The following is a 1,433-nucleotide window of genomic DNA, read 5'->3' on the forward strand; positions in this document are numbered from 1 at the left end:
ACTACAGTTGCAATTGATGCCAAATCATGATTCATCTCAGGCGTTTAGCTTGAGGAGAATCTGGAATGTCTGTTTCGGACTGGGCTGGATCCGGGATTGGTTGGGAGCGGGAACTGACGGCATTGAAAGGCCGGCTTTGTTCGGTGTTCCGTCGCTCGGAAGCGCGCGCGAGCTGCGGTGCGTTCATCGACGGTCTTTTGTCGGGGATTGAGCGCAAGACCGGCTGGCTGCTGGCCGAACAGGCGGGCCTGGAGAGGCCGTGGCGGATGCAGGCGCTGCTTGGCCGCTCGCATTGGGATTGCGAGATGATGCGCGCTGTTGTTTTTGACTATGTCATTGAGGCGCTTGGCGACCGATCGGGTGTGCTGGTTGTCGATGACACCGGTTTCCTGAAGAAAGGCCAGCATTCGGTTGGGGTCGCGCGGCAATATTCGGGAACCGCCGGTCGGATCGAAAACTGTCAGGTTGGCGTGTTTGCCGCCTATGCCAGCCGTTTCGGCCAGGCACTCATCGATCGGCGGCTTTACTTGCCGGAAGCGTGGGCCAAGGACGAGGCGCGCCGCAGGGCTGCGCATATTCCCGAAGACGTGGCATTCGCGACCAAGCCGGCGATCGCGCGCGCCATGTTGGCCGACGCGCTCGACAGGGGTGTGCCGTGCGCGTGGGTTCTGGCCGACGCAGCCTATGGCGGGGATTATCAGACCCGGCGCATGCTCGAGGAGCGCCGACAGCCTTATGTTCTTGCGATACGGTCCAATCATACCTTGCGCATGCTGACCGATCAGGGGCTGCTGCAGACGGATCCGAAAGAGATGGCCGAGGAACTCGCCGCCGAGGCCTGGCAGGCGCTTCCGGCGGGTGAAGGCGCCAAGGGCCTCAGGCTCTACGACTGGGCACGCATTGCTCTGCCCTATGTCGTGGACGAAGGCTTTGCCCGCTACGTCCTCATCCGCAGGAGCCGCTCCGATCCGCATGCGCTTAGCTTTTATCTGGTGTTTGCGCCCGCGGACGCGACGCTCGTAGAACTGGCCGGCGCCGCGGGCTTGCGCTGGACGATCGAGGAATGTTTCCAGCGCGCCAAGGACGATCTCGGTCTCGATCATTGCGAAGCCCGCTCATGGCACGGCTGGCACCGTCATATGACGCTGGTCATGGCGGCAGCCGCTTTCCTGGCCAAACTCGGCGCCGATTTGCGCCGTTCGGCTCTCGGCAAACCGAACGAAACGAGTCCAAAGTCAGCAATCGCAGCCTGACGCGCAAAATCGCTCTCATCCCCACCGTCGCCGAAATTCGAACGTTGATCATGCGCCTCATCAGGCGAAAGCTTCACAGCCGTGCCTTCATTTTCGCCTGGTCGCTTTGGCGACGACGGCATCAAGCCCAGGCCATGATCGCTCACTACAAGAAAAGAGGTCATCTGCAACTGTAGTACT

Annotated in this window: 1 protein-coding gene; it reads left to right on the forward strand. The window is 61.2% G+C overall.

Translation table 11 applies throughout. The annotated features are described in order from the left end of the window. The first annotated feature begins 65 nt into the window (after positions 1 to 65). Positions 66 to 1,253 (forward strand): IS701 family transposase, encoded by a 1,188-nt coding sequence (locus tag G6N73_RS35600; protein ID WP_165034530.1) that lies wholly within the window; start codon positions 66 to 68, stop codon positions 1,251 to 1,253. Positions 1,254 to 1,433: the final 180 nt, after the last annotated feature.

Source organism: Allomesorhizobium camelthorni, from assembly GCF_011045125.1.
In the GTDB taxonomy this organism is placed as follows: Bacteria; Pseudomonadota; Alphaproteobacteria; order Rhizobiales; family Rhizobiaceae; genus Allomesorhizobium; species Allomesorhizobium camelthorni.